The following is an 18,313-nucleotide window of genomic DNA, read 5'->3' as shown; positions in this document are numbered from 1 at the left end:
GTCCGGCTTACTGGATCATTGCCAGGGTGGTCTGAAGAAGCTGGTCTGCCGTGGAGACGACCTTCGTATTCGCGCCGTAAGCCTGCTGCGCCACGATCAGCTTGCTGAGATCACCGGTCAGGTCCGTGGTGGATTCCTCGACCGAGCCAGTGGTCAGAGTGCCGGCGCCGTTGGTGTTGACGGCGTTGATCTGGGGGCTGCCGGACTGTGCCGTGGCGGTATAGGCCTGGCCGTTCTGGGCAGACAGGCTGTTCGGATCAGCAAAGGTCGTCAGCGGGATCTTGGCGACGAGCTGGGAATAGCCGTTATCGAAAGTCGCCATGACAGAACCGTCCGTCTGCATGGAAATTCCGGAGAAATTGCCGCTGGTGACGCTGTCGGAAACCGTTGTAACGCCGGACGGCGTGGCACCATCCGTAGCGATACTGACGCCATTCGTGCTGCCAATCGTGCCCAGGTTGACAGTCATGTCCTGAGGGGAGCCCTCATAGTCGAAGCTGGCAGTCGAACCCGAAGCCTGGCTTTGTCCGTTGACGGAGGCAATGGCGCCGGTGGAGGCATCGAATTTCACGGTCGCGGTATTATCCGCATTATTGGCATTGGTGACCGTCCAGGTCGTGGCGTCGACCTGCGTCCAGTTCAGCGAAACCGTCTGGGCATTGCCCTTGCTGTCATAGGCCGTGGCCAAAGTGGGAGTGCCGTCGGGCTGACCGGTCATGGTCAGTTTCGTGCTTTCGGTTGGCCGGAATGCGATGGTGGAAGGAACCTGAATGGGATCGAGAGACGTGCTCAGGCTGCCCGTGGAGGAATCGACGTTGTATCCCTCAAGGTAATAGCCGGACGTGTTGACCAGATAGCCGTTCTTGTCCTGCGAGAAATCACCATTTCGCGTATAATACTGCTGCGAGCCCAGAACGGGGGTGCTGTCATTGCTCTGGCCGGTGGCCTGCACGACGTTGAAGAAGCCGTTGCCGGAAATGGCGAGGGCCGAACTGTTGGTTGAACTCGTGACCATGCCCTGGTTGTCGTTGTGCTGACGGGTGGTGGCGACGACGCTGTCGCTCAGGGCTTCACCGTCATTGGCGAGTTCGTTGTTGGTGACGTAGTCCTCGAAACTGGTGGTGCTCGCCTTGTAACCAGTGGTCTGGCTGTTGGCGATGTTGTTGGACAGGTCACTGAAGGCATGGGACTGCGAATTCAGGCCACTGACAGCGGTGTGGACTGCGTTGATGATCGAGGACATGGCATACTCCCGGACATGGAACAGGCTGCGGGTCATATGCCCGAGCATCATCGGCGAGGATTCCACAGCGGATGTTAAGGAAGTCCTTACGAGGCAAAAAAGAGCCATCCAGCCTGCATGAAGGCCGGATTCGGCTATGGAATTCCTTGGAACCCGGGCGGGAAAAACGCTTTCAGCCTCTGGTTCTCCGGGTTTGGAACGGGCAATATGTGTGAGCATGCCCCAGCCAGACGACGACCCGAAAAAGCCCAGTATTCCTGACGATTCTCCGGTCAGACCTGCCAGATTCGTTCATGGCAGCATCATGCGTCATGTCGTGACCATGGCCGGGACGGGGGCGATCGGGCTGATGGCGGTCTTTGCCGTCGATCTGCTCAATTACGGCTATATTTCCCATCTGCATGACAAGACGCTGACGGCGGCGATCGCGTTTGCGACGGCGGTCAGTTACGTGCAGGTCTCTGTTTCCATTGGCATGACGATCGGGCTCGGGGCCTGCACGGGGCGGCTGATCGGGGCGCGGCGGCATGACGAAGCCCGGCGGATGGCCTCGGCATTTCTGGTGGTCATGGTGGCGATTGCCGCTGTGCTGGGGCTGGTGACGGCGACGTTCGCGATGCCTCTGCTCGGGCTTCTGGGGGCGCATGGCGAGGCGCAGCAACATGCAGCGACGTTCCTGCATATTGTCTCGCCGGCGTTGCCGCTGGTCTGTCTGGGGATGGCGCTGTCGTCACTTCTGCGGGCGGTCGGGGATGCCAAGCGCTCGATGCGGGTGACGCTGACCGGAGCTGTGGTTTCGGCCTGTCTGGATCCGGTCATGATTTTCGGGCTGCATCTGGGGCTTGAGGGTGCGGCGATCAGCACGGTTCTGGCGCGGTTGGCTATTGCCGCGAGCGGATTCCTGAATTTGCGGGGTCACGCCATGCTGGAATGGCCGGAGCGGTCGGCGTTCGGGCCGTCCACGCAGCTGATTGGCGGGATTGCGGTTCCGGCGATTGCGACCAATCTGGCGACGCCGACGGGGGCGCTGTTCGTGACGCATGCGATGGCGCGGTTCGGGCTCAATGCGGTTTCGGGGCAGGCGACGATTGACCGGATCGTGCCGGTGGCGTTTTCGCTGGTCTTTGCGCTGACGGGGTCGGTGGGACCAATCATGGCGCAGAATCTGGGGGCGCGGCAGATCCATCGCGTGCAGGAAGCGCTTCTGGCGGCGCTCAAGCTGACGGCGCTGTGTGTGGGGCTGACCTGGCTGATTCTGGCGGCGACGCACAGTTACATCATCCAGCTTTTCGAGCTTCAGGGTGTCGGCGTGGATATCGTGCGGCTGTTCTGCTGCTGGCTGGTGCTGAGTTACATGTTTGTCGGACTGCTGTTTGTGGCCAATACGGCGTTCAACAATCTGGGGCACCCGTTCTATTCCACGGGGTTCAACTGGGGCCGGGCGACGCTGGGGACCATTCCGTTCGTGTGGTTCGGGTCGGCTTACGGGCCGGTCGGGATCCTCGTCGGGCAGTCGCTGGGCGTGGTGCTGTTTGGCAGTCTGGCCGTCGTGACGGCGTTCCGGGTCATCCGGAAGCTGGAGCCGGATATCGTAAAGCCGTGACGGCACCCGGAACGCTCTGATGGCAGTTCTGGACTTTAAAACCGGAAGGCCGCATCATCAGGGCAGAATACAGGATTGTCTTTTGGAAGAGTCTGGAACGTTTTCTTACAAGAAAAAGACTAATGACATTGAGTGAGCGCTGATTTGTTTTCAAAGGAACGAAAAACGGTTCCTCTTTCCCGGGATCAGGATTTTTGTTCGTTGAACCTGTTTTCTGATCGGGGCGGAATCTGTACCATGGATACTGAAAACCCATACTATCCTGCTGACAGGATATTTACGGCAGAAAACCGTTCCTTTTCCTCTCCGCTTCTTGTGTCCCTGCCCCATGGAAGACAGTCATGATCCAGGACTTTGATTTCGGTCGCGTCGTCATCATTGGAGACGTTGTTCTTGACTGTTACGTGCATGGCTCTGTTGATCGTATCTCGCCGGAAGCACCGGTTCCGGTATTGCTCCGGGCGAAACATACGGCCGTTCCGGGGGGCGCTGCGAACGTTGCCATGAATGCCGCAGCACTAGGATGCGATGTGGTTCTGATCGGGTTGATTGGGACGGATGCTTCCGGCGAAATGCTGAAAGAGGCTCTGCGGTTACAGCCGAATATTGATGTTTCGGGTCTGGTTGAAGATGCTGACTGGACCACGATCACGAAGACCCGTGTGCTGAGCGGCCGGCAGCAGATTGTCCGGATCGATGAAGAACATGTCAGGGCGCTTTCGGAAGAGACGCGCAGACGCCTCATGGAAAAAATTGCCGAAGCAACGGCCTCGGCGGATGTGGTGGTGTGTTCCGATTATGCGAAAGGCGTGCTGGGAGACGAGGTCGTCCGGTTTGCCATTGATGCGGCGAATGCGCGAGATGTGCCCATTATCGTCGATCCGAAACGTCGTGATTTCTCAGTTTACCGGGGGGCGACCTTAGTGACGCCCAATCGCGGTGAGCTTGCGGCCGCAACGAACCTTCCGGCCCGGACTGACAGCGAGATTGCGGAGGCGGCCCACTGCATTGCCCGGCAGTTCGGGGGCGATGTGCTCGTCACCCGTTCGGAAGAAGGCATGACGCTGTTTCGGACGAATGGCAAAACCGTTCATTCACAGGCCCGCAAGTCGGAAGTCTATGACGTGTCCGGGGCGGGCGATACCGTGGTTGCAACGATCGCCAGCGTGATTTCCGCCGGGCAGGACCTCGAAACCGCCATCGTCATCGCTACGAATGCCGCGTCCATCGTCGTCTCCAAACTGGGAACGGCGACGGTGTCACGCTCGGAACTCAGTGCGGTTCTGCTGGCCAGTATGCGTGAAAACGGTGCCCTGGTGGATGTTGAGCGTGCTGCGCTTGTTGTTGAGGAATGGCATCATCACGGGGCGCGGGTCGTGTTCACCAACGGGTGCTTTGACCTGATCCATCCGGGGCATATCTCGCTGCTTCGCTCGGCTGCCCAGCAGGGTGACAGGCTTGTGGTCGCCATTAACAGCGATGCCTCGGTTTCGCGTCTCAAAGGGCCGACACGGCCGCTTCAGGACGAACAAGCGCGGGCTACGGTCATCGGTGCACTGCGTTATGTCGATCTTGTCGTGATTTTCGACGAGGATACGCCGCTTGAGACGATCAGGGCCCTACGGCCGGATGTGATCGTGAAGGGCGCGGATTATCAGGAGGACGAGGTCGTGGGGGGTGAATTCGTTAAATCCTATGGCGGGGCAGTGGTGCTTGTGGACCTCGTCTCCGGACGCTCTACCACGTCGATCGTGCGGAAGATGCTGCCAGCGGCCACGGGCCCGGCATCCACAGAATCCTGAAACTTACAGACCATCATGCAGAAAGACATTCCCATGACTATTGCCGCTTCGTCGCTTGCCTGGCGGGACTGGCTGGCGTCGAGGGCGCTTCCCCTATGGACGACCAGCGGGTTCGATCCGCGACGGAACCTGTTCCATGAGCGCCTGTCATGGGATGGCACGCCGATCCGCATGGACGCGCTCCGTCTCATGGTGCAGGCGCGTCAGGTCGCGACCTGTTACCGTGCGTCGCTTGACGGGCTTTATGACGCAACGTCCAAAGCAGAAGCCTGTCTGGAGACGATGGAGCGGCTTTATCATCGCAGGGACGGCGCGCCCGGATGGGTCTTTTCAATCGGCCCTGATGACAGGCCCGCAGATTGCAGACGTGACCTCTATGCGCATGCCTTTGTGCTTTATGCCTGTGCGTGGTCCATCCGTGCAGGAGGGCCCGCCCGGCTGGCGCGGGAAACGGCCGATGAGGTCCGGACCATTTTTGCAGCGCATAATGATGGCTTTCTGGATGCCGTGCCCCCCGTGGACAGTCTGCGTCGCCAGAATCCGCATATGCATCTTCTGGAAGCCTATCTGGCTCTTTTCGAGGCGACGCAGGACGAGTTCTATCTTGCAGAAGCCAGGGAAATGGCGGAGCTGGCGCTCAGGCATCTGATCGAGCCGCGTTCAGGGCTGCTTCTTGAGTTTTTCGATGCGGACTGGAAACCAGCCGAGAAAGCCGGCAGCAATCGCGTTGAGCCCGGACATCTTTTTGAATGGTCCTGGCTTCTGGGCGAGTATCTGCGGCTTGCGTCTCCTCACGCCGCCAAGACCCGGCATTTCAGGGACGCGGCAGAACATCTGTATCAGGTCGGAGCGGCAAAGGGGCGCGACCGGGCCACAGGTCTGGTGTTCGATGCGATGACCGAGGATGGGGATGTCTTTGAACATTCGACCAGAATCTGGCCGCAGACCGAACTCATTCGCCTGCTTTGCCAGCGGGCGAAACATCAGGGTGGAACACTGGATGAGGCGGCGCAGTTCGGGGAGCGTTTCCTGTCCGGATATGCCCCGGACCGTCTGAAGGGTGGCTGGGTTGACCGTCTGGATGCCAGCGGCGCGCCTCTGGTCGATTACATGCCGGCCAGTTCGCTTTATCACATCTACAATGCAGGCCGGGAATTCATCCTGTAATTCCCGGCCCGTCGAAGTCAGTGACTGAAAACCTGCTGATAGAAGGCGAGTTCCCTTTGCAGGGCGTCTTCTATGGTTTCGCGGGCGCGGAAGCCGTGGGCCTCCTCCGGATAGACATGCAGGGCGGAATGTTCGAGTTTTGTGCGCATGGATTCCGCCTGTGAGAGGGGGACGACCCTGTCTGCGCCGCCATGCAGGAACAGGACGGGAACGGTAATCCCCTCGGCCTGCGTGATGGGAGAACGTTTCAGATACACGGCCTCGTCTTCCGGGTAGGGACCGATTAGTCCGTCCAGATAGCGGGCCTCGAACTTGTGGGTTTCTTCGGCCAGCGCGCGCAGGTCAGTGACGCCGTAGAGGGAGGTTCCGGCAGCGAAGAGGTTCGACTGGGCAAGAGCACCGAGGACGGTCAGGCCGCCGGCGCTGCTGCCACGGATGACGCATCGGGCGGGGTCGGCGAGACCGCGGTCGAGCACGGCCTGCACGCCGGCGAGGCAGTCTTCGATGTCTGCGACGCCCCACTGGCGGTCCAGTGCTTCGCGGTAGGCACGGCCGAAGCCGGTTGAGCCGCGATAATTCACGTCGAGGACGGCGAAACCGCGTGAGGTCCACCACTGCACCTTGAAGGCGAAGGACGGATTGGCGCGGCCGGTCGGGCCGCCATGCGCCATGACGACGAGCGGTGGTTTTTCGCCGTCCCGAAGCGCGCTGGTGCTGCTGGCCGGAGCGTAGAACAGGCCGTGGGCTTCGGCGCCGTTGGCGGTCGGGAAGGTCAGGGGGGTGGGAGTTGCGATATCGGCTTTTGTCACGCCGGGCGGGAGGGTGACGCTGGTGCGGAAGCGGTCATACGGTTCGCCGGGACGGCCGACGGCGATGGCGGCGGGCGCGTCGGACGGGGCGTCGATCCAGGCGAAGCGCCCGTCTTCGAGTGGTTGCGGGACGTTGACGGGGGTCCCGAGGGCAACATCCGTCCAGCTTCCGTTATCTTCCAGCAGGACGTGATTGAGGCCGTGGCGGATGCCGAGGGCCAGCAGTCTGTTTCCGGGCAGTGGAGCCATAGTGCGTTGACCGAAGACCCAGTGCGGCAGGCCAATTTCCGCGTTGGCACCATTGAGGCTGTGCGGGTGCCAGCCGGTATCGTCATGGGAAAAGCGGATGGGCGTCCAGCATCCCGAGGCGTCGGACGTGGCGTAGAGCGTGCCGTCGGGGGACCAGCAGGGTTCGATGATGCTGCACTGTTCCGGGCCGGTCAGGTCGCTGACGGGGCCAAGCGTGTCGGTTGTGCGATCGAAGGGGGCGACGGAGAGGGTTGTGACGGTCCAGGGCATGGCCGGGTTGTTCCAGCTGAACCAGGCCAGGAAGCGTCCGTCGGGTGAGGGGCGGGGGGCTGCGTAGAAATCCGCGCCTTTGGCCAGCACGGTTTCGCGTCCATCGGACTGCACATGCACGAGGGCTGCGACGGGCACGCCTTCGCCGTGGGTTTCTCGCACGCAGAACACGGCGTCGGAAACCGGATCAAAGGTCAGGTCGGCGTAGCGGTGTTCGGGGTTTTCGCCCGCCTGTGCCCATTGCGTGGCGGTGGTGCCGTCGCTGAACCAGAGTCCGCCGAGTTTGCGGTCGCTGAAGACGACCTGCGGGGCGCCGTTCTTCAGACGGACATCCCAGGCCCCGCCACCATATTCATGCACGCGGGTGCCGACCGAATATCCGGGCGGGATCAGGTCGCGGACGTGGCCTGCGGGATCGCGGGCGGTGATGACGGAGCGGCCCTGTTCATCCGGGCGGTTTTCGAGCCAGATGATCCAGTTTCCAGCCGTGCGCAGTTCGGAAAAGGACAGGGTGCGGCCGGCCACGAGTTCGGGCGTGATCCAGGACGGCCAGTTTCCGGAAGTAAATGCGGAAGCGCGGGGGAAACTGTGGGTATAGGCGATGTCGTCATTTTTCATCCTGTCTCCGATGCCGTAGTATCGTAACCGGCGGCCTTCCTTTCCGCCACAGCTTGAACGGGACCAGGACACTGTTTCACCTCAGTCATTTTCTCGACCACCTGCTGGTGCATTACGGCTACGGCGTCGTTGGCGTCATCGTCATGTTCGAGAGCATGGGCCTTCCCCTTCCGGCGGAAAGCGTCATCATCGCAGCCTCGCTCTATGCGGGCAGTACCCATCATCTGGAAATCCGCTGGATCGCCCTGGCCGCCGTGCTCGGCGCCATCATGGGCGACAATATCGGGTATCTGATCGGCCATCACTTCGGTTACGGCATTCTGAAAAAGCACGGCCACAAGGTCGGCATGACGGAAGAGCGGCTGATGCTGGGGCGGTATCTGTTCCGCAAGCATGGCGGGATCGTTGTGTTCCTCGGGCGCTTCATCGCAGTGCTGCGCGTGTTCGTGGCGCTGCTGGCCGGAGCGAACCGGATGCCCTGGCATTCGTTCCTGTTCTTCAATGCGATGGGCGGCATCTGCTGGGCGGGGGGCTATGCCTTCGTGACCTATGAACTGGGCAAGCAGATCGAGAAGATTTCGGGCCCTGTGGGTGTGGTCATGGCCATTCTGGGGGTGAGCTGTCTGATCGGGGGGCTCATCTTCCTCAAGAAGAACGAGAAGCGCCTGACGGATGAGGCCCTCAAGGAAGCCGAAGCGGATGAAAAACGCGACGAGGCCCGCGCAGAGACGAAACCGAGCTGACCCACACTGGAAGGACAGACCCGATGACACAGACCGCCGCACCCGCCTGGTCCACGGATTCCCTTGAGCGTCTGGACGGGAAGACGGCGCTCATCACCGGATCGACGGGGGGTCTGGGCTTTGAGGTCGCCTGCGGGCTGGCGAAGCAGGGCGCTGCGATCCTTCTGAGCGGGCGCAATCATGACAAGGGGCAGGCGGCTCTGGCGCGACTGCATGAACGGGTGCCGTTCGTGAAGGCACGGTTCGAGCTGCTGGATCTGGCGTCACTGGCCGGGATCGAGGCCTTTGCGTCTGCCATGCGCAGCCGGGGGAGCCGATCCATCTTCTGGCGAACAACGCCGGGGTCATGGGCCCTGCGACGCGCCTGACGACGAAGGACGGGTTCGAGCTTCAGTTCGGGACCAACCATCTCGGACATTTTGCGCTGACGGGCCGGCTGCTGCCCCTGCTGGCGGCGGGGAATGCGACGGTCATGACGGTGGCCTCTCTGGCGGCGCTGAAGGGAGAAATCCCGTTCGGCGATCTGAACGCGCGGCATTCCTACAACCCCATGGTTCGTTACCGGCAGAGCAAGCTGTGCAATCTGCTGTTTGCGCTGGAGCTGAACCGCCGGGCGCTCAAGGCGCCCTGGCCCATCCATTCGCGGGCCGCACATCCGGGCTGGGCTGCAAGCGATATCGTGGCGAATAACGGCAGTCTCGATCAGTCCGCCAACAAGGCAGCCCGGTTTATGCGGGGGCTGGCGCGGCGTGTGGCCGGGCCGGTGTTTCACGCCATGGGACAGACGGTCGAGGAAGGCGCCTGGCCGCTGCTTTATGCGCTGGCCAGTCCGGAAGCGCGTGACGGGGGCTATTACGGGCCGCAGGGCCCGGGAGAGCGCCGTGGCGTGCCGGGGATCGCGGGACTGCCTGCTCTGGCGCATGTACCCGAACTGGCGGAGCGTCTGTGGACCGTCTCCGAACAGATGACGGGCGTGAAATACGGACTGCTCTGAGACGAATAAAAGTTTTTGGGTGTCACCTTTTTTCAAAAAGGTGACGTTCCTTGACGCTTCCTGGCTTTGAAGCTTTTTGGAAAAAGCTTCACCAAAAACTTTTATTCGGGATCTTTCTCAGGGGCGGACGATGATCATGATGACGATGACCATCATCAGGATTGTGGGGACCTCATTGGCGATCCGGTAGAACTTTTCGGGGTGCTGGTTACGGTCTTCGGCGAAGGCGCGACGCCAAGCCCCGCAGGCGCCGTGGAAACCGGCGAGCCCCAGAACGCAGATCAGCTTCGTCCACCACCAGCCGGCGTTCCAGTCGATCAGACCGGGAATGGAGGCCAGCGCGCCGCCGGCGAGGAAGGTCACGATCATGGCCGGAGTCATGATCTGGCGCAGGAGCTTGCGCTCCATGACCTTGAACCGCTCGCTCTCGACCGAACCCGGCACCACCTGGCAGTGATAGACATACAGGCGCGGCAGATAGAACGTCCCGGCCATCCAGGCGATGAACGCCATGATGTGCAGGGACAGGATCCAGCTCTGATAGGTCGCGAGAAAGTCGGTCATGCGTGTTTCTGGCTTTCCAGCGTCCGGCGGAGCAGGGGTACCAGCTCGTCCAGATGCGTAATGCGGACGGAGCCTTTGACGGGCCAGAACGGGGGCAGGGGCACATCCTCGGGGCGAAGAAGCACACAGGCCATGCCGGCCTTCCAGGCCGCCTCTGCACCGGTATTACTGTCTTCGATGACGACACAGTTTTCTGGCAGGACACCCTCGGCCTTTGCGGCGTACAAATAGACGTCCGGAGCAGGTTTGGGGCAGCCCATGTCATTGGCGGAATGGACGCGGTTTTCGGGGAAATACTGCGACATTCCGGTGCGCTCGAACTTGGCTTCCATTTCACGGACGGAAGAATTGGAACCGACGCGAACCGGCATTCCCAAAGCCCGCACGCCTGCCAGCATTTCGAGCGCTCCGCTTACGGGTTCTGCGCTTTTTCGCATCATCTGTACGAGATTTTCGCGCAGTTTGAATGCCGTTTCTTCTGGCAGGGAATGCCCGAGTTCATGCTCGAGTTCTGTCACGATCTGCGGCAGGGCCTTGCCTGCAAAACGCTTATGCGCCTCATCGTCCGAAATGGACAGCCCCTTGGAACGGGCAAATTCCGCCGTGGCACGGCAGGACGGGCCCTCGCTGTCCACGAGAACGCCGTCACAGTCGAAAATGACCAGTTTCAGATGGCCGGCCGGATCGAGGGCGGTTGTCATACCGCCCATCATACCGCGCGTACCGCTTCGACGAGGGCTGCCACGTTCTCGGGCGGCGTATGCTGCATGACGCCGTGTCCGAGGTTGAAAACATGCGGTTTTCCGCGCATCGCGTCCCGGATGGCCTGGGCTTCGCGGATCATTTTCTCACCGCCGGAGAACAAGATCATCGGATCCATATTGCCCTGAAGCGTCAGGCCCGGCGTGACCTTGGAAACCAGTTCGGAGATCTGGGCCGGATCGGCGACGGTATCGAGAGCGAGCGTGTTGACGCCGGTTTTCTGCGCATATTCGCGGACCATGATGCCACCAAGCCGCGGAAAACCGATGATCGGGGTCTTGGGATGCCGGGCGCGGATGTACTCGACGATCTGGCGCGTCGGCTCGATCACGTAGCGACGGAACGCGGAAGGCGGCAGGATTCCGGCCCAGGAATCGAACAGCATCACGGCTTCCGCGCCGGCTTCGATCTGACCACAGAGCATCTCGGCGGTACTCGAAGTCAGGATGTCGATCAGGCGATCGAACAGGGCCGGGTTGGTCTGCATCATGCGCCGGGTTTCGGCGAAATCCCGCGATCCGCCGCCCTCGACCATGTAGCATGACACTGTGAACGGGCTGCCTGCGAAGCCCAGAAGTGTCGTGACGTCCGGAAGCTCTTTTGTGAGGCGGGACAAGGTCTCGCGCACTGGTGCAACGGCGTCCTGTACGCGTTTCGGGTCCAGTCTGGCGAGGTCGGCTTCGGAGCGGATGGCACCGAGCACGGGACCGCGTCCGTCAATGAATTCAAGGGACTGACCCATGGCCCAGGGCAGGATCAGGATGTCGGAAAACAGGATGGCTCCGTCCATGCCGTAGCGGCGGATCGGCTGGATCGTCAGCTCGGTGGCCATGTCCGGGGTCATGCACCGGGTCAGGAAGTCGGCCTTGTCCCGCATGGCGCGGAATTCCGGGAGATAGCGGCCTGCCTGACGCATGAGCCACACCGGAGGGGGCCAGACGGCTTCACCACGGAGGGCCCGCAGAAGCGGTTTCGACGAGGGTGAGGAAGGTGCGTTTTCCGAAATCATGCCGCCCACTAATCATAAAAGAAAAAAGAAAGAAATGCTGGAGGTTAAGATGATCCCTGTGGATACCGGGGTACCCGGCTTTCTGAAAATGTACCCCGTCTTACTCACACTGTGTACAACTCCGGAAGCCGCAGTCTGCAAGGGAGTCGTTGATTCAATCCCGAATTGCCCACAGAGAGCCTGTGTACAACCCCCAGTTCCGGCTGGTGTACCGTACAATCCACGGTACTGGGTACTCCTTTCGCAAGGGCAGGTACTATCCCCATGTACCCCAGGTACTGACGCAATCTCTTCACCGGGTGATCCGCAGTACTCGTCCCTGTTCCAACAGTCGATAGTACGGAGTCGTACTTCATGATGTCTTTCAGTACTTCCCTCATTCTTGCCAGCGGCTCTTCGGCTCGGCGGATGCTTCTCGAAAATGCGGGGCTGGCCGTGCAGGTCCGACCCGTCGATCTCGACGAGGAGGCGCTACGGCGATCCTGCGAAGAGCAGGGGCACACGCTGTCCCAAACGGCGATCGCGCTGGCGGACGCAAAAGCCAATCTCGCGACGCGGGATGTGGACTTTGATGAGCTGACGGTGGCGGCGGACCAGATCCTCGATCTGGACGGGGTGGCGTTTGCCAAGCCGGACTCTGTGGCGGAGGCGGCGGAGCATCTGCGCCGGCTGCGGGGGCGGACTCATGTCCTGCGCACGGCTGTCGTTCTCTATAAGGGGGGCGAGAAAGCCTGGGAGCATCTGGCGTCGCCGCGGCTGACGATGCGGGATTTCTCTGACGACTTTCTGAAGGCCTATCTGGAGCGGGAAGGCTCGGCGATCCTGTCCTGTGTGGGGGCGTATCGGCTTGAAGGCCCGGGGATACAGCTTTTTTCGGCTGTCGAGGGCGCGCAGGATGCCGTGATGGGTCTGCCGCTGTTGCCGCTGCTGGAGGAACTGCGGGAACTGAAGGTCCTTGCGGCCTAAAAAATCTGTTTTTCAGGCTTGTCAGGGCGAAATCATGACGATATACCGCCCTCATCCGGCCCCGTCCCAAAGGGGCCGCTTGAAACATGTGGGGCCATAGCTCAGTTGGGAGAGCGCCTGAATGGCATTCAGGAGGTCGTCGGTTCGATCCCGATTGGCTCCACCAGTTTCCCTTTCTCCGAAAAATCGAAATGCTCCGTTCAGGCTCTGTTGTAGGGTCGGTGCTTTGTCCTGTCTGCGTGCTGTTCCGCAACTGGGCCAGGGTGGACCTTCGGGCCAGCTATGTTAGCGTGACTTTGGCAGCGACGGTTTCCAACTTCTGACAGATGCTGCCCTGAACGTTCTCTGAAGGAGAAATACAGTGCGTTATTCACACGGTGTATTTGCAGTTCTTGCAGCAGCTGGCCTTGTTGTTTCCTCGGCTCATGCCCAGTCCATCCCTGGCGTTGGCGGTGCGGGCAATGCCATGAGCGGCATGTCGGGCATGAGTAACATGACCGGTGGCACCGGCATGATGGGCAGCATGCTGCCGAATGTGTCTTCCGCAAGCACGGGTAATGTGGCGGGTGTTCTGAGCTATTGTGTGCAGAACAACTATCTGAGCGGCAGCAGTGCGACGTCAGCCCTGAGCAGCCTGACGGGCAAGCAGGACGTGACGTCTTCCAGCGATTACAAGGCCGGCCAGCAGGGCCAGCTTCTGACGGGAGGCACCAATCCGCTTTCGCTGTCGAGCCTCAAGGGGCAGATGAAGCAGAAGGTCTGCAGCATGATCCTGAACCGCGCGCAGAATCTGCTTTGATTTCAGGGTGATTATCCGGCCTGTCGCGGTTCGGTCGTGGTGGGCTGGATCCCCTTTTAAAAAAGGACTATTAAATCAGTGAAGTATCTCGTTACGGGTGGGGCCGGATTTGTCGGCAGTCATCTGGCACAGGCTCTGGTTGATGCCGGGCATGACGTTGTCGTTCTGGACAATCTGAGCACGGGCCATCGGGCGGCTGTCCCGCAGGGCGCGCAGTTCCTGCAGGTCGATCTGGCAGATGCGGACGCGACGGACCGGGCGGTGGCATCGGGGCAGTGGGATGCGGTTCTGCACTTTGCCGCGCTGTCGCTTGTCGGCGAAAGCATGAGCCAGCCGTTTCTCTATCTGCGGCGCAATTACATCACGGCGCTGAACCTGATCGAGGCCTGCACGCGACATGGTGTGAAGCGCTTTGTCTTTTCCTCGACGGCGGCGCTGTTTGGCGGGGATGACTGGCCACCGCTGATTGCGGCGGATGCGCCTGTTGATCCGGGATCACCTTACGGCGAGAGTAAATATCTGATCGAGCGTGCACTGGTCTGGGCTGATCGGATCTGCGGCATGACGAGCGCATGTCTGCGCTATTTCAATGCGGCGGGGGCGGATGCAAAGGGACGTCTGGGCGAGGATCACCGGCCCGAGACGCATTTGATTCCGCTGACGATCGACGCGGCTCTGGGGCGCCGCGCCGGGCTGAAGCTGTTCGGGAATGATTATCCGACGCGCGATGGCACCTGTGTGCGCGATTATATCCATGTGAGCGATCTTGCCGATGCGCATATCCGCGCCATGAGCCAGCTCGATGAACGGTCGGTGACCTATAATCTGGGCAATGGCTTGGGCTTTACCAATCTGGAAGTGGTCCAGAGCGTCGAGCGCGTCAGTGGCCGGAAGGTGCCTTGGGAATGGGCGCCACGGCGTGGGGGTGATCCGGCTGTTCTGGTGGCGGATTCCACGGAGATCCGCCGGGAAACGGGGTGGGACCCGCGTTTCAGCCAGTTGGATGATATCGTCGAGACGGCCCTGCGCTGGCGCATGGACCATCCGAACGGATATGGCGCGGCCTAAAGCGGCTTGACCAGATCGGCCACGATCCCGTTCGTGGCGGTCAGGGCATCCTGGGGCGAAAGTTCGATCAGGAGGCCCTGACTTCCGCCATTGATGACGACGGGTGGGCCGTCCATACCGCACTGCTCAAAAGCAGTGGGGACTGTGCTGCGTTGGCCGAAAGGGCTGACGCCGCCGATACGATAGCCCGTGCGCTGTTCGGCGTCGGGGCGGGAAAGCATCTTGGCTTTGCGGCCTCCAAAGGCCTGCGCCACGCGGGCGAAATCCAGCTCGCGGTCTGCGGGCAGCACCACGCAGGCGGGGCGTCCGTCGATCTGCACCATCAGGGTCTTGAGGACATGATCCGGCGACAGGCCCAGCGCGGCCGCGGCAGCCACGCCAAGTTTTCCGGCCGAGGGATCGTAATCATAGACATGGCGCTCATAGGAGATGCCGAGGGCATCCAGCGTCAGGGTTGCGGAAGTATCCGGAACACTCATCCTCATGTCCTTTACAGTCATCACGAGGTGTTCAGGATGGCAGGCGGGGGCGGCTGATGCTAGGGTTGCACTCATGATTCAACAGCGCTCCATCCGTAACCATGGCTGCTAGCGTGCTGGCCTGCATGCTGGCTTCGGCCCTGCATTACCGGTTGCCACCGCGCATTCTGCCTGCGATCCAGCGGGTCGAAGGCGGCGTGATGGGTCATGTCAGCACGAATACGAACGGATCGGTTGATATCGGGCTCATGCAGATCAACTCGCGCTGGATCCTGCCGATTGCCTCTATGATCCATCAGCCGGCGTCGCAGGTTGCGACGCGACTGGCGCTTGATCCGTGTTTCAACGTGGCGGCGGCGGCCATGATCCTGCGCAGGGCACTAGATGACGAGCGGGGGAATCTGATGAAGGCGATCGGGGATTATCATTCCCGGACCCTGCCGCTCAATCTGGATTACCAGCGCAAGGTCGTGGCGGCGGCCGCTGCGCTTTATCTGCGTCGAGGATGACATCGGGCAGGGTGGTCAGGTGGTATGTGTTACTTTATAACGCCTGAGCCTTAGATCCCTTCCCCGAGGAAAATGATGCGTTCTTTCCCGGCTTTTCTGCTGGCTGGCCTGAGTCTGGGCAGTATTCTGGGCATTTCTGATGTCGCTCAGGCCGAGCCTTCCCAAACACCGGTGCGCGTGGTCTGTGCGGAAGCGGCCTGGTGTAATGTGGCGGCGCAGATCGGCGGGGCGGATGTGCAGACGCAGGCGCTTCTCGCCACACCGGGCATTGATCCGCATGATCTGACGCCCTCGCCTTCAATGGCGCGGGCCATGGCGAGGGCGACCATCGCGGTGGTGAACGGGGCGACCTATGACGACTGGGCGCTGCCATTTGCGGCATCTGCGCCTGGAAAGATCGTGGTGGCGGGGGTTGCCGGATGGCAGCCCGGCGATAATCCGCATCTTTTTCTCGATCCCGAGGCGGTTGGAAAAGTCGCGCATGTCTTTGCCAACATGCTGTCGCATCAGCCGGGGATTTCGGCTTCCGACGTGGCTGGGCGGCTGGAGGCGTTCCTAAAGGAACTTGACGGTGTGAAAGCCCGTCTGGCCGCGATGAAAGCACAGCATGAAGCCGTGCCCGTGGCGGCGGTGGAGCCGGTGGGCGAGACGCTGCTTCGGGATGCAGGGCTGGATGTCGTGGACGAAAACTTTGCGCTGGCGATCATGAACCATGCGGAACCGTCGCCACGGGATGTGGCGCAGGTCGATACCATGATCGATGGACGAAAGGTGCGGATGCTGATTACCAATCCGGCCATTCATTCTCCGCAGATTGACCGGCTGGTGGATCGGGCGCATACGGCCGGCCTGCCGATTGTGGCGATTGGCGAGACGTTGCCACCCGGTCAGTCCTGGCAGGGCTGGGTTTACGGGATTCTTCAGACGGTCGGGCAGGCGCTGGGTGATGGTGGACACTGAAAGAGTCTGCTGTCAGCCGGAGCGCGGGCTCGTCCTGCGGAATGTGACGCTGACGGCGGGATCGACCTGCGTGTTGCGGGATGCATCCCTAACGGTGCCGCTTTCGGGGATGACGCTTCTGTCCGGACGGAATGGAGCCGGGAAGTCCACGCTGCTTCGGGCGATGCTGGGGCTGGTGCCGCTTCAGGGTGGTGAGATCCTCACCCATGGTCTGCCACCGGCGCAGGCGCGACAGCATATCGGTTACATGCCGCAGAGTGTGACGGATGCGGCCCTGCTGCTTCCGGCGGTCAGTCATGTTCGCGCGGCGGTGGACGGGCTGCGCTGGGGGTTGCCGCTGCGTTTGCGGCCACGGCGGGAAGAGGCGGACCGGCTTCTGGCGCTGACCGGGGCATCGGTGTTTGCACATCGTCCGCTGGGACTGCTGTCCGGCGGGGAACGACAGCGGGTGGGGCTGGCGCAGGCTCTGGCGGGAAATCCGGATCTGCTGCTGCTGGATGAGCCTCTGGCGGCGCTCGATCATGCGGGGCAGGAGCAGACAGTGCGTCTGCTGGAGGATCTGACGGAGCGTCTGGGGATCGGGATTGTCCTGACGTCCCATGAAACCGAGGCGCTGGCGGGTGTCGTCACGCGGGTTGTGCAGCTTGCGGACGGGGAGCTGCATGTTCGAGTTTGATTTCATGCGCCATGCCTTCGTGGGCGCGGCGGTCGTCTCGGTTCTGGCGGGGACGGTCGGCTGGTTCCTGATGCTGCGGCGTCAGGCATTTGCTGCCCATGCGCTGTCCCATATCGGGTTCAGCGGTGCGGCTGGGGCGGTCTGGCTTGGCTTTCCGCCACTGTCGGGGATGGTGGTGTTCAGTCTGATGGCCGGGTTTGCCATCGGGGCCGAGAGGGAAGGGGAGCGCGGCATTCCGGCTCAGCGGGACAGCACGATCGGGCTTGTCTTGGCGGCCAGTCTCGGGCTTGGCGCCTGGTTCCTGCATATGAGCAACCGGGGTTCCAGTCTGGCGACCACGCTGCTGTTCGGCGATGTGCTGGGGATCGACGTGCCGACACTGGAGGCACTGTGTGGCGTCGCGGTGCTGTGTCTGGGGTTGCTGGCGTTTCTGGGGCGTCGGCTGCTGTTTTCCAGTCTGGCGCCGGAAGTGGCACGGGCGCGGGGTGTGCCGGCGCGGCTGGTTTCGGTCGTGTTCATGGCCGTAGCGGCGCTGGCCTGCGCGGCGTGTGCGGAAGTGGCCGGGGCGCTTCTGGCGTTCAGTCTGATGATCGGGCCGGCTGCGACGGCTCTGAAGCTCGGTTTGGGACCGCTGGCCGGGATTACGCTTTCCGTCGGACTGGCACTGGGTCTGTCATGGGGCGGGTTGATGCTGTCCTGGGTGACAGACGCGCCTGTTCCCTTCTGGATCGGGCTTGGGGCCGCCCTGTCCTACGCGCTGGCCGATTTGTGGCAGCGGTTCAGAAGTCGTTGAGACCAGACACCTTGAAGTGAATCAGCAGCATGAATGCGACGAGCATTACATGCATGATGATCAGCGTTTTTACGCCAATGACCGGGACATCTTTGGTGGTATCGGGTGTTTGCATGATCGTATCCTGACGGGCTTGTGACAGAATAGTCAATCCTGATGGTATTTCACACAGAATTTCTGTTGGTTTTCTGCTTGGCCTGAAAAAACCATTCATTTTGTGATATGTTATG

General features: G+C 61.4%; 18 protein-coding genes, 1 tRNA gene and 1 pseudogene. 13 read left to right on the top strand and 7 right to left on the bottom strand.

Annotated features, from left to right (window positions below):
- Positions 1–7: 7 nt before the first annotated feature.
- Positions 8–1,279: a flagellar hook protein FlgE gene (flgE, locus tag ACJ2A4_RS08310; protein WP_408872465.1), complete on the bottom strand. Its 1,272-nt coding sequence runs from the start codon at positions 1,277–1,279 to the stop codon at positions 8–10.
- Positions 1,280–1,460: 181 nt separating this feature from the next.
- Between flgE and ACJ2A4_RS08305 the strand changes: the two genes are divergently transcribed.
- The 3 genes from ACJ2A4_RS08305 (at position 1,461) to ACJ2A4_RS08295 (ending at position 5,815) form a co-directional block, all read left to right on the top strand.
- A complete protein-coding gene (locus ACJ2A4_RS08305; RefSeq protein WP_408872464.1) occupies positions 1,461–2,846 on the top strand; it encodes an MATE family efflux transporter in 1,386 nt (461 codons plus the stop codon).
- 341 nt (positions 2,847–3,187) lie between these two features.
- The gene (rfaE1, locus tag ACJ2A4_RS08300) at positions 3,188–4,648 is read left to right on the top strand and encodes a D-glycero-beta-D-manno-heptose-7-phosphate kinase (protein ID WP_408872463.1); all 1,461 of its coding nucleotides are present in this window, start codon (positions 3,188–3,190) and stop codon (positions 4,646–4,648) included.
- Between the two features lie 33 nt (positions 4,649–4,681).
- Positions 4,682–5,815, top strand: a complete 1,134-nt coding sequence (locus ACJ2A4_RS08295; protein ID WP_408872462.1) for an AGE family epimerase/isomerase — start codon at positions 4,682–4,684, stop codon at positions 5,813–5,815.
- Positions 5,816–5,832: 17 nt separating this feature from the next.
- Here ACJ2A4_RS08295 and ACJ2A4_RS08290 read toward each other — a convergent pair whose 3' ends face one another.
- On the bottom strand, positions 5,833–7,761 hold the full coding sequence (locus tag ACJ2A4_RS08290; protein ID WP_408872461.1) for a prolyl oligopeptidase family serine peptidase: 1,929 nt from the start codon (positions 7,759–7,761) through the stop codon (positions 5,833–5,835).
- Between the two features lie 143 nt (positions 7,762–7,904).
- Here ACJ2A4_RS08290 and ACJ2A4_RS08285 point away from each other — a divergent pair, with 143 nt between their 5' ends.
- Both ACJ2A4_RS08285 and ACJ2A4_RS08280 read left to right on the top strand, forming a co-directional pair.
- A complete protein-coding gene (locus ACJ2A4_RS08285; RefSeq protein ID WP_024716998.1) occupies positions 7,905–8,504 on the top strand; it encodes a DedA family protein in 600 nt (199 codons plus the stop codon).
- Positions 8,505–8,527: 23 nt separating this feature from the next.
- A pseudogene (locus tag ACJ2A4_RS08280) lies at positions 8,528–9,498 on the top strand (SDR family oxidoreductase).
- Positions 9,499–9,615: 117 nt separating this feature from the next.
- Here the strand turns inward: ACJ2A4_RS08280 and hemJ are convergent.
- Genes hemJ through hemE form a run of 3 tightly spaced genes read right to left on the bottom strand, consistent with a single transcriptional unit; the run spans position 9,616 to position 11,833 of the window.
- Positions 9,616–10,062 (bottom strand): protoporphyrinogen oxidase HemJ, encoded by a 447-nt coding sequence (gene hemJ / locus ACJ2A4_RS08275; protein ID WP_408872460.1) that lies wholly within the window; start codon positions 10,060–10,062, stop codon positions 9,616–9,618.
- Positions 10,059–10,763: an HAD family hydrolase gene (locus tag ACJ2A4_RS08270; RefSeq protein WP_408872459.1), complete on the bottom strand. Its 705-nt coding sequence runs from the start codon at positions 10,761–10,763 to the stop codon at positions 10,059–10,061. The genes hemJ and ACJ2A4_RS08270 overlap by 4 nt, the downstream gene beginning before the upstream one ends.
- An 8-nt stretch (positions 10,764–10,771) precedes the next feature.
- Positions 10,772–11,833, bottom strand: coding sequence for a uroporphyrinogen decarboxylase (gene hemE, locus ACJ2A4_RS08265; RefSeq protein WP_408872458.1), 1,062 nt, complete (start codon positions 11,831–11,833; stop codon positions 10,772–10,774).
- 354 nt (positions 11,834–12,187) lie between these two features.
- Here hemE and ACJ2A4_RS08260 point away from each other — a divergent pair, with 354 nt between their 5' ends.
- The 4 genes from ACJ2A4_RS08260 to galE all read left to right on the top strand — a co-directional run bounded on the left by ACJ2A4_RS08260 (position 12,188) and on the right by galE (position 14,666).
- Positions 12,188–12,799, top strand: a complete 612-nt coding sequence (locus ACJ2A4_RS08260) for a Maf family protein (RefSeq protein ID WP_408872457.1) — start codon at positions 12,188–12,190, stop codon at positions 12,797–12,799.
- 90 nt (positions 12,800–12,889) lie between these two features.
- Positions 12,890–12,965, top strand: a tRNA-Ala gene (locus ACJ2A4_RS08255).
- Between the two features lie 195 nt (positions 12,966–13,160).
- Complete coding sequence (locus tag ACJ2A4_RS08250; protein WP_408872456.1) at positions 13,161–13,598, top strand: DUF2501 domain-containing protein; 438 nt, start codon at positions 13,161–13,163, stop codon at positions 13,596–13,598.
- A gap of 78 nt (positions 13,599–13,676) precedes the next feature.
- Entirely contained in the window at positions 13,677–14,666 is a 990-nt protein-coding gene (gene galE, locus ACJ2A4_RS08245; protein WP_408872455.1) for a UDP-glucose 4-epimerase GalE, read from the top strand.
- Here galE and ACJ2A4_RS08240 read toward each other — a convergent pair.
- Positions 14,663–15,145 (bottom strand): aminoacyl-tRNA deacylase, encoded by a 483-nt coding sequence (locus ACJ2A4_RS08240; protein WP_408872454.1) that lies wholly within the window; start codon positions 15,143–15,145, stop codon positions 14,663–14,665. The genes galE and ACJ2A4_RS08240 overlap by 4 nt on opposite strands.
- Before the next feature lie 101 nt (positions 15,146–15,246).
- Between ACJ2A4_RS08240 and ACJ2A4_RS08235 the strand changes: the two genes are divergently transcribed.
- The 4 genes from ACJ2A4_RS08235 to ACJ2A4_RS08220 all read left to right on the top strand — a co-directional run bounded on the left by ACJ2A4_RS08235 (position 15,247) and on the right by ACJ2A4_RS08220 (position 18,083).
- Positions 15,247–15,654 (top strand): lytic transglycosylase domain-containing protein, encoded by a 408-nt coding sequence (locus ACJ2A4_RS08235; RefSeq protein WP_408872453.1) that lies wholly within the window; start codon positions 15,247–15,249, stop codon positions 15,652–15,654.
- 72 nt (positions 15,655–15,726) lie between these two features.
- Entirely contained in the window at positions 15,727–16,614 is an 888-nt protein-coding gene (locus tag ACJ2A4_RS08230; protein WP_408872452.1) for a metal ABC transporter solute-binding protein, Zn/Mn family, read from the top strand.
- The gene (locus ACJ2A4_RS08225) at positions 16,601–17,290 is read left to right on the top strand and encodes an ATP-binding cassette domain-containing protein (RefSeq protein ID WP_408872451.1); all 690 of its coding nucleotides are present in this window, start codon (positions 16,601–16,603) and stop codon (positions 17,288–17,290) included. The genes ACJ2A4_RS08230 and ACJ2A4_RS08225 overlap by 14 nt, the downstream gene beginning before the upstream one ends.
- A complete protein-coding gene (locus ACJ2A4_RS08220) occupies positions 17,277–18,083 on the top strand; it encodes a metal ABC transporter permease (RefSeq protein ID WP_408872450.1) in 807 nt (268 codons plus the stop codon). Before ACJ2A4_RS08225 ends, ACJ2A4_RS08220 begins: the two co-directional genes overlap by 14 nt.
- Here the strand turns inward: ACJ2A4_RS08220 and ACJ2A4_RS08215 are convergent.
- A complete protein-coding gene (locus ACJ2A4_RS08215) occupies positions 18,070–18,198 on the bottom strand; it encodes a hypothetical protein (RefSeq protein WP_408872449.1) in 129 nt (42 codons plus the stop codon). The genes ACJ2A4_RS08220 and ACJ2A4_RS08215 overlap by 14 nt on opposite strands.
- Positions 18,199–18,313 lie beyond the last annotated feature (115 nt).

This window comes from Gluconobacter roseus (assembly GCF_046058915.1).
Taxonomy (GTDB): Bacteria; Pseudomonadota; Alphaproteobacteria; order Acetobacterales; family Acetobacteraceae; genus Gluconobacter; species Gluconobacter roseus_A.
This window is presented reverse-complemented; position numbering and strand designations above follow the sequence as displayed.

Excerpts from the sequence above, each read along its gene's own strand:
- ACJ2A4_RS08235 (WP_408872453.1), top strand. The coding sequence starts at position 15,247 with ATGGCTGCTAGCGTGCTGGCCTGCATGCTGGCTTCGGCCCTGCATTAC.
- ACJ2A4_RS08270 (WP_408872459.1), bottom strand. The coding sequence starts at position 10,763 with ATGACAACCGCCCTCGATCCGGCCGGCCATCTGAAACTGGTCATTTTC.
- ACJ2A4_RS08215 (WP_408872449.1), bottom strand. The coding sequence starts at position 18,198 with ATGCAAACACCCGATACCACCAAAGATGTCCCGGTCATTGGCGTAAAA.
- hemE (WP_408872458.1), bottom strand. The coding sequence starts at position 11,833 with ATGATTTCGGAAAACGCACCTTCCTCACCCTCGTCGAAACCGCTTCTG.
- ACJ2A4_RS08220 (WP_408872450.1), top strand. The coding sequence starts at position 17,277 with ATGTTCGAGTTTGATTTCATGCGCCATGCCTTCGTGGGCGCGGCGGTC.
- ACJ2A4_RS08225 (WP_408872451.1), top strand. The coding sequence starts at position 16,601 with ATGGTGGACACTGAAAGAGTCTGCTGTCAGCCGGAGCGCGGGCTCGTC.
- ACJ2A4_RS08305 (WP_408872464.1), top strand. The coding sequence starts at position 1,461 with ATGCCCCAGCCAGACGACGACCCGAAAAAGCCCAGTATTCCTGACGAT.
- rfaE1 (WP_408872463.1), top strand. The coding sequence starts at position 3,188 with ATGATCCAGGACTTTGATTTCGGTCGCGTCGTCATCATTGGAGACGTT.
- ACJ2A4_RS08240 (WP_408872454.1), bottom strand. The coding sequence starts at position 15,145 with ATGAGTGTTCCGGATACTTCCGCAACCCTGACGCTGGATGCCCTCGGC.
- ACJ2A4_RS08260 (WP_408872457.1), top strand. The coding sequence starts at position 12,188 with ATGATGTCTTTCAGTACTTCCCTCATTCTTGCCAGCGGCTCTTCGGCT.
- hemJ (WP_408872460.1), bottom strand. The coding sequence starts at position 10,062 with ATGACCGACTTTCTCGCGACCTATCAGAGCTGGATCCTGTCCCTGCAC.
- ACJ2A4_RS08230 (WP_408872452.1), top strand. The coding sequence starts at position 15,727 with ATGATGCGTTCTTTCCCGGCTTTTCTGCTGGCTGGCCTGAGTCTGGGC.
- ACJ2A4_RS08295 (WP_408872462.1), top strand. The coding sequence starts at position 4,682 with ATGACTATTGCCGCTTCGTCGCTTGCCTGGCGGGACTGGCTGGCGTCG.
- flgE (WP_408872465.1), bottom strand. The coding sequence starts at position 1,279 with ATGACCCGCAGCCTGTTCCATGTCCGGGAGTATGCCATGTCCTCGATC.
- ACJ2A4_RS08285 (WP_024716998.1), top strand. The coding sequence starts at position 7,905 with ATGTTCGAGAGCATGGGCCTTCCCCTTCCGGCGGAAAGCGTCATCATC.
- ACJ2A4_RS08290 (WP_408872461.1), bottom strand. The coding sequence starts at position 7,761 with ATGAAAAATGACGACATCGCCTATACCCACAGTTTCCCCCGCGCTTCC.